Here is a 1,432-nt window from a genome sequence, read left to right on the forward strand (position 1 = left end):
CTATGCGTTAAGTTCAGTGGTTAAGGCGGTATGCGGAAACCTCGGTATTGCGTGCCTCACACCTTAACAAGGCGTTAGCACTACTAGGAAAGGTTGTATGGACTGGAAATATATAAAATTAATTTCGGCAGTGGTTATTCTCGTTCTTGTTTCTGCGCTTAGCTTCGTAGTTGGTGTCAGTTTTGGCGTATCTTATAATCAAGAAACTTTAACGAATGTATTGATCCCAGCATTGAGTGCGTTTGGTGGTTGGGTTGCTGGGCTTGGAGCATTAGCTGCCGTTTTTACTTCTCTTTGGCTTGCCGAGCAACAAAGGAAAAGTAATGGTGAAAGTCTAAAATGTGTATTTGATGTTTTCGTTTTTCAAGGGGAGCCAGATAATGCCTTGGCTGTAAATGTCACCAGTAATGGCAATAAACCGAGTAACATCAATTCCATTACCATATATTCGTCCGAAGCTAAGGTTGCAATGGGTATTCAGCAGTTTGCGCCTTTCAGTTCGCCATTACCTAGTTTCTTGCCATATGGGCAGCAAGCTGTGTTTAAGCTGTCATCAGATTTTAAGCTCCATGTTAATGACTATGTAAAAAATCATTGTGCAGGCTCATATGACAATTTGTTTTTGTCAGTAAATACGACTACAAGTTCGTTTAAGGTTAAGTTTGGGGATTCAGTTGTTAAGTACCTCAAAAAGTAGTGCTAACAAAGCGTTTAAGGCAGATTCGCAACGCGTGGCATTCTCAGTTCAAATTGAGTATTGTGTTTAAGGTGCAATGGTTTAGGTTAGGTGGTAGCGTTGCTCACTACTTAACGCGGCGTTATAACTCAGGAGGAAGAGTGGAAAATTTCCCGATAGAAAAGCTCAAATTTACAAGTGCAAAGATTTCTGGCGTCGATGGTGACGTTTCACTTGAGATAGGAATAGAGCCGTTTGAACTTAGTCTAGACGACTATTCTGAGAAAATAGAAACTGTAATTAGCCTAAACGGTATAAATTTACCTACAGAGCTTAATGAACTTGCTGGTAGAACATTTACTTTCCCTGTAAACCCAGATGACGGGTATATTGATGGGTCAGTTTACTTCTTTGCTGCTCATAGTCCTGTTGATATAACTGAAATTAAATTTGGCGAATCGACAAATGGAAAGTTACCTATGACACTTGAATCATCATGGGTACTGGAATTTGAGCTAACAGGGTTTAAAAACTTACATACAACAATCCACACGTATCTGAAGTTATAACAAACTGTTTAAGAGTGATTCGCAACGCGTGGCATTTTTACTATGCGTTGATTTTAGTGGTTAAGGTGGTATGCGGCAGCTCCGGTATTGCGTTGCTCACACCTTAACAGGGCGTTAGGTATTCAGGATGAAATCAAATATTACAGTGAAATTTGCATGTTTAGATTGCAGGAAAGTGTTTAAAAAG

The 1,432-nt window shown here is 39.7% G+C and carries 2 protein-coding genes; both read left to right on the forward strand.

The features are described from left to right. Positions 1-97: 97 nt before the first annotated feature. Positions 98-697: a hypothetical protein gene (locus tag R8N46_RS24710; RefSeq protein WP_115386077.1), complete on the forward strand. Its 600-nt coding sequence runs from the start codon at positions 98-100 to the stop codon at positions 695-697. A gap of 140 nt (positions 698-837) precedes the next feature. Further along, positions 838-1,245, forward strand: a complete 408-nt coding sequence (locus R8N46_RS24715; protein ID WP_021485184.1) for a hypothetical protein — start codon at positions 838-840, stop codon at positions 1,243-1,245. Positions 1,246-1,432: the final 187 nt, after the last annotated feature.

This window comes from Vibrio sp. 1874 (assembly GCF_033344395.1).
Lineage (GTDB): Bacteria > Pseudomonadota > Gammaproteobacteria > Enterobacterales > Vibrionaceae > Vibrio > Vibrio alginolyticus.

Coding starts and splice junctions, on each gene's coding strand:
- R8N46_RS24710 (WP_115386077.1), top strand. CDS start 98: ATGGACTGGAAATATATAAAATTAATTTCGGCAGTGGTTATTCTCGTT.